We start from the raw sequence: 6,288 nt of genomic DNA, 5'->3' as shown, positions 1-6,288 counted from the left end.
CAGTGCCACTTGACCGGTGCCAATAAACTTCAAATTTAAACCATTTATCTATCGGCACTGGAACAATATGATTATCTTCACGCCAGTAATCGACCCTGGTGGGGAATACGCCACCCACATTATCACCCTTTGTCATCCAATAGAGCTTGTTATCGGATCCCTTCATCACGGTCACACTCATTCGATAATCACCCTCGCCAGTGTTATTGTACCCCCCTGTTTTGAGTGAGAATTGTGTCCGCCAATTCGCGGATGAAACCGTATTATCCAGCTGTGTCTCCAGATCGGCTTGATATTTAAACCAGTAAGTAATGTACAAATCATTGACATCACCAATTTTCCATGGCCTTTCAATCAACAACGGTGCCTGTGAGCCAGCTCGCCCCAGTTCGCCTGTTATTTTTACTTGTTGAAAAAGCTCATTAACCGCGGCCCCTTTTGGTCCTGCTACTGATCGAATTTGATTGCTGATGTAATTTCCGATTGTCGAAGAAGTAATAGGATCGACAGTAATGAGTTGCACACCCGAGAAATTTGCACCCAAAGCAGAAACCGGCCACGTATACCCAGTTTCTTTATCAGTTCCATTGATCATCTGATATGCTCCGTGAGCTGAGAAGTTATATGGCGCTCCGAGAGAAACACCAGAACCTAAATTTGACTTGAACAATAGATTCGCCGAGTAAGCTGCAGGTGTAACAAAAAAACTAGAGACAACAATCAGTAACATCATGACAAAAAATGTCATACCTGCATGAGGCTTGATAATTTTGTCTGCGCCGGATTGTTTGAATAAAACAGTTTCGCTAATTAGCACTCGCGAATTGTTCGTTAATAATGAGTAATGATTGGTGTTCATGTTTGGTTCCTCCTTAAAGATAAAAGGACGGAACTGCGTGGATACGCATGCATCGAAGTTATTTTGTTCGATACTCGTCAAATCATGCATATGATGAAACGATTGGCGCTACCTGGCAGTCCTGCCATCTTGGGGTGTTTGCCCGTTAGATCAGTGACTTTGCGTCCTCTGCTTTCGCAGAGTTTGCCTTTTTCATGTTGCGATAGTATCAAAGCATAAATTGTGCCAGCGTAGAATAAAGAAAGGAATTATGGATGTGATGGACAGAATCAACGACCGGATGGGGAAAAGCACAATCCGACTGGTATCCCAGGGAATGCAGCAAAAATAGCTGATGCGCAGGGATAAAATGAGCCAGAACTACACTACGGATTGGGAGGAGTTGGTTTGTGTGGAATAAAATTTACGCCAGTTATTTGGCACGCAAATCCACCAAATTAAAAAAACTCACGGTCGTAGAAATTGACCGCCCCGTATTCGATGCTGCAAGCTGGGCCGCTTGGTGCCATGCCCAGAGTGTACAGCAGCGCAATATTGTGACGCGCCAGTGGTAACAGATACGCTCCGGTTTGCTGTCCGCCTAATTGATCGTGCGAAAAAACAACTTCTTTAGTATCCACTCGTTGCACAACGCAGCGGCTGATCCCAGTTGTTAAATCTTGCTGATATCCTGATCCAGGAATCCAAATGTAATTGCGTGCCGGGCGTTTGATATAGAACTTCATGACCAGCGGCACATTCAGCGGAACGTTCGATGCCGTGGGTTCTTTAGACCAAATAAATTTATTGTTCTGAACCAGCAAATCGTACTCAGGATGCGGAGATGGACTGCCGCCTACTCCCCATTCCGACCCGGTGGCATTATTGCCAAAATCATCGCCCTGCAACCGCCAAACCAGGCGGCCAGGGCTAGATCGTTTCAAAACCGATAAAGTCACACGATAGTCACCCGCGTTTATGCTACCTGCAAATCCGGATGTTTTTATACCGCACAGCTGCATAAAATGTGCGTTGCTGACATCCTCAACGTATTTCAGTATGTCGAATAGGTTTGCGGGCAGGCGGAAGTAAATCTCCCACGCCAGAATATCAACGTGATTAAGCCCATAGTTAACGAGATAAAGGCCAGTTTGCGGGCGCGTTATATTCCCGCCCTCCGGAGTTGGCCCGACTATGTGTGTGATTGTTAACTGATTACCAGGCACGCCCGGCATAACTGATGGCTCAAGGACAACCGAATTATTTGAGCTAAAATCAGCCAGATTGATGCTATTGCGAGTTATCGATTGAATATGGGTGGTAGCGCCTGGCCCGTATATATTTGCCGCATCTGCAAATGCTCTGCCGAGTGAGTCCGTGCCGGTTACATCGAGAAAATAATTATTCCACGGATCTGATGCAGATCCGACACGATACGGCGCGCTTAGCGCTATGCTGCCATCGTAGCGCGATCCCCATACAATACGTGGAACAGCTGATATTTTTTGCCGCCAAATGGGGAAATTACTCAATGCAGACACTGACATAGTATTACCCGCCAGCGTGTATGAGTTCTAAATACCAATCTTCCAGAATCTGGGTGTCAGTTGCGCCAACAGTGGGGAGCCAAAATGTCGAGCTGAAATATGTGTCAGCATCGTCCATATTTGCTACCGGAACAGCAGCGCTTCTCGCGGTTGAAGCGAATCCTGCCGTCGATGTGGAAAACTTCGGCCCCATTTTTTTAAAAGATGTTGCAGAGATGCGTTTGAATCTATGCACCTCATCATCAGAAATGTTGCTGCCTGATCCGGTGGCAACCGCATCACCAACACTAGCGTCTAGTAATATGTTGGCACCAGGGCCATTTGGCCCGACCCTGAAATCACGCCCGAAATTATTAGCGGTTCCGGTTTTTCTAGCATGCTGCACAAGCATCAAAACATCGCCATTCTGCATGATGTTTCTGTTATTGTTGCGCGGCAGAAGACATCCTTCGAGAGCTTCCTCGGTATCTTTGTTACTGGTTTTTGAAATATCAGACGATCTGAATTTCAATAGTGCGCGCCCGGCAGCATAACGGTACCTGTAATTTCCTCCACCTATATCCCGGCTCAACATTTCAACGCCACCGATACCCACTCCGGTCTCAATCCATACCCTAAGACCGGGCCAACTCGCCGGATTTGGTGCGCTAGGGAAATTGGGAAATCTTACCGGCCCGCTATGCAAGGAAGCCTTATTTGCGACAGAATCACCTCTCCAAAGACTCCCGCCAGAAGATCCAACCGAGTGAAGGTCTTTGACAAAATAATAAATATCATAGAATGTTGTTATTGCCTGAAATTCAAACCAGGTTTTCTCCATTAGATCAACAGCAACCTCGTCCACCTCAAATTGAAGAGTGTCAGGATTCTGCCGCATAACATTGGCTAAGTTAATTTGGCTCATGGCCGTCTCACCCGGAAAATTCTGATATCGCCAGATTTGCCCGGATATCCTATTGCGCCCAAATAACCGCCATCAGGTATGTACCACTTTTCTCCATTACCGGAGAATAAGTCACACCCACTATCTGAGGTTACCGATGCCGCATCATCTCCCTTGATGGCTGCTTGCGCGCTAACCACGCACACAAAACAATTTTGTGTTGCCACCAGCTGATACCACCCACCCTTTGCGAACGGGCCTACTTTTGTCCCGGTTGTTGGGTTGAATGTCAGCTTAGGGAGCTGAGACTCGTCAACAATATTATTTCCTTCTGACATTTGTATTTACCTGCACAAATAGTTTTATTGCTGATAAATATAAAGAACGAAACCTAGTGAAATGGCTATGATTTCCGTTTTATTGACGGCAACAAAAAACCCGCCGAAGCGGGTTTGTTTCGTCTTTGAAATGACCTTGAGACTTAATTCAACTGACCGGCTAAAATTGCAGCTTTGCGCGCTTGAACGTCGATTGTTACCCCGCTCGCATTGATCTGCGTCAGCGTGTACTCAACCCCGCCACTACTTATGCGAATCAGCGTAAAGAAACCGCCAGAAATTCTGGTTAAACCAATCCAGAAGTATGTGCCGTCGCTTAAGACAGAAAATGCAGAGCTGGGATTATAGGTCGTTAGATTTATGGCTGATCCCTGAACTGTTCCGGCATTGTTTACAACATACGCCCTGCTGCCAGTCACAGCAATGCAAAAGTACCCATTCATCACCGCTATATCCGGGTATACGCTTATGGCACCAACCCCACCGGTTAATGATGTATAACCAACGATAACGTTACCCGCTGTGTCATAGATGCAGAATTGCAGATTGTTTGAGGAAGTTGTTTCATTAACGGCAACAGCTATATTGCCATTCGATAGCTGCGCAAGGCGAAATCTTGGGCCAGCGGCGGTTCCAGAACTTGGTGTTGCCATCCCCGCTATATCTGTTGGAGCTTTGACTACATTGCCAGCATTATCTCTGATAGTAAAACGAGAATTAAAACCGGCTCTACAATACGCAACGGCAAAACCGCCACCGGATAGCGCGATAATGTGAGAGTTAGGCAACGGGTTAACGCCAGCAGTATCAATCTCAGTCTTTGCAACCACGGTGAGTAGCGTTTTATCCAAGATTTGGAAGAAAAGCTTTGACGGCGATGCATTGTTTGTCCACATAACACATAGATTGCCGTTGGAAAGAGCAACCATCTGAACCAAATTAGCAACGGACGGGGTTGAATCCAGCGTGGCGGTAGTAATTAAATCGCCGCGCACGTTGTACTTCCAGACTTGACACCCACTCGTTCCGGCCAGATAAGTATCGGCGATAAAGATGTCTCCGTTAGCAGGATCAACGTAGGCATAGTTTCGTGTCGAATTTATGTTCGATCCGTTAGAATTATAAGTAGTCAGGGCCACCGCCGCAGTTCCTGCGGCAGCAACTGCCGCATAATCGCTAACCTGGGCCGGATATAGTCCTAATGGGTAACCGATTCCTCAACAGCCTCATTCCATACAGACAGAAATCTTGTGTCAGGGTAAGCCCTGCTCACAACAAAATCGAATTCGCCAAGAAATACCGCCGAATGATTGTAGACTGACGGGTATCTAACCAAGTCCCTCAATGTCGCCATGTCTGGCGGATTTTTGCCGCTCTCCACCAGTTGATCCAATGTCAATTCAACCGATGACTCAATTGGCGATTGCAGGTACTCGAATGCGAAGTTTGATCCCGGCGTAATGGAGATTTCACCGGCTGTTCTGGATATGGTCAAATTGATTATTTGACCGTCTGCGGGCTGCACGCCCACGATGTCAGTCTGACCAAATCGCACATAGAGCCGCTGCCGGTCATCGGATTCAACATGAAATACACGCTCATCCGGCCATGTGTTGACATATCTCTCGCGGTATTCATACAGACCACCGGAATCGCTTACTGATATGCCGCACAAGTAAGAGTCATCGGATGGTGCCGGTATTTCTATTGGGTAAAAAGGAATGTTACCGGAAACCGTATGCGCAATCGCTTCGTGCCTAACTTGGGTAGCATAGAATGTGCCGGTGCCACCGCTTGCCGCTACCGTTGCGGCGGTTTCAATGATGTATGAAAGCCCCGAAGAGTCGATGACTGTTCTGCCGGTTTCGACCACGAAAGGCGCGTTGCCGTTATTCTTTGCGCTAATTATTACCCTGGCCGGGGCGGCCTTCTTAATCACTCCGCGCATAGCAGCATCCGCAAGTACGGTCGAATCGCGAACTTTTTCAAACGGCTCAGCAGCGGCAGTTTCAAGCTGCGCAGAAAATACCGCCAGCATGGCCGCCATAGCTTCCAAGTTTTGCATTGTTCTTGGATCTTTTACTTGATACAGCGGAGCGATAGCTGGATAGGAATTGATCGAATCCGCAATCACCTGTTGGAAGTCTTGTTTTGTTAGCATGCCGCGCTATTTATTCGGTACGGTAATTGATATGCCAGCAACTTCCAGCATAAGATCAAGCTTGTCTGGCGGCGTTTGCACGCTGTACAGATTTATTGACCCGGACGGAAGTATTTGTAGCGCTGGGACATCCGAACGGAGCTTTTGAAGCACGGCGTCAGGCGATCCATTTGCTTGAGGAAGGTGCAATAAAGAATTCAAATCCTGACCGTAATCAGAACCGTAGTACCCGTTTTCTGGGGTGCTCGTCCAATGAGAAACCATTCCTTGAATGTCGTTGCCGGTGATATTTGCCATGCGACTATCTTATTGATAGAGCGCACGGCTGGATTGGCAGTTTTCCTAAACTACGAGGTTAGGAATTGGGTAAGGGTGGTTGGAGTTAGGGGGTCTTCATTCTTTGAGTTAAACAATGACCAAAATTAAACGGATTTACCTTAAATGTAAGAATTTCTAGCGTTGTTTACAGTATTCAGGAGAATACTGTAGATGAACATACACAAACGTACCCGATTGACCTT

General features: G+C 46.9%; 7 protein-coding genes, 1 pseudogene and 1 riboswitch. Of the genes and pseudogenes, 1 reads left to right on the top strand and 7 read right to left on the bottom strand.

The window, feature by feature from the left end; genetic code table 11:
* Positions 1–859 (bottom strand): hypothetical protein (locus ABD07_RS12810; RefSeq protein ID WP_160818613.1); only part of this gene is annotated, 859 nt, incomplete at its 3' end.
* A 111-nt stretch (positions 860–970) separates the two neighbouring features.
* Positions 971–1,057: riboswitch (cyclic di-GMP riboswitch) on the bottom strand.
* A 52-nt stretch (positions 1,058–1,109) separates the two neighbouring features.
* Between ABD07_RS12810 and ABD07_RS15360 the strand changes: the two are divergent.
* Positions 1,110–1,259: pseudogene (locus ABD07_RS15360) on the top strand (DUF4113 domain-containing protein).
* Positions 1,260–1,296: 37 nt separating this feature from the next.
* Here ABD07_RS15360 and ABD07_RS12795 read toward each other — a convergent pair.
* The 6 genes from ABD07_RS12795 to ABD07_RS12770 all read right to left on the bottom strand — a co-directional run bounded on the left by ABD07_RS12795 (position 1,297) and on the right by ABD07_RS12770 (position 6,064).
* Complete coding sequence (locus ABD07_RS12795; RefSeq protein ID WP_160818611.1) at positions 1,297–2,385, bottom strand: hypothetical protein; 1,089 nt, start codon at positions 2,383–2,385, stop codon at positions 1,297–1,299.
* Between the two features lie 4 nt (positions 2,386–2,389).
* The gene (locus tag ABD07_RS12790; protein WP_160818610.1) at positions 2,390–3,289 is read right to left on the bottom strand and encodes a hypothetical protein; all 900 of its coding nucleotides are present in this window, start codon (positions 3,287–3,289) and stop codon (positions 2,390–2,392) included.
* Complete coding sequence (locus ABD07_RS12785) at positions 3,286–3,606, bottom strand: hypothetical protein (RefSeq protein ID WP_160818609.1); 321 nt, start codon at positions 3,604–3,606, stop codon at positions 3,286–3,288. Before ABD07_RS12785 ends, ABD07_RS12790 begins: the two co-directional genes overlap by 4 nt.
* A gap of 143 nt (positions 3,607–3,749) precedes the next feature.
* Positions 3,750–4,745 carry a hypothetical protein gene (locus ABD07_RS12780; protein ID WP_160818608.1) on the bottom strand — a complete coding sequence of 332 codons (996 nt, stop codon included), beginning with the start codon at positions 4,743–4,745 and terminating at the stop codon, positions 3,750–3,752.
* 59 nt (positions 4,746–4,804) lie between these two features.
* Positions 4,805–5,767 carry an acyl-CoA synthetase family protein gene (locus ABD07_RS12775; protein ID WP_160818607.1) on the bottom strand — a complete coding sequence of 321 codons (963 nt, stop codon included), beginning with the start codon at positions 5,765–5,767 and terminating at the stop codon, positions 4,805–4,807.
* 6 nt (positions 5,768–5,773) lie between these two features.
* Entirely contained in the window at positions 5,774–6,064 is a 291-nt protein-coding gene (locus tag ABD07_RS12770) for a hypothetical protein (RefSeq protein WP_160818606.1), read from the bottom strand.
* Positions 6,065–6,288: the final 224 nt, after the last annotated feature.

The sequence above is a fragment of the Nitrosomonas oligotropha genome (genome assembly GCF_009833085.1).
Taxonomy (GTDB): domain Bacteria; phylum Pseudomonadota; class Gammaproteobacteria; order Burkholderiales; family Nitrosomonadaceae; genus Nitrosomonas; species Nitrosomonas oligotropha.
The sequence above is the reverse complement of the archived record's forward strand: the minus strand, read 5'-3'. Positions and strand labels throughout refer to the sequence as shown.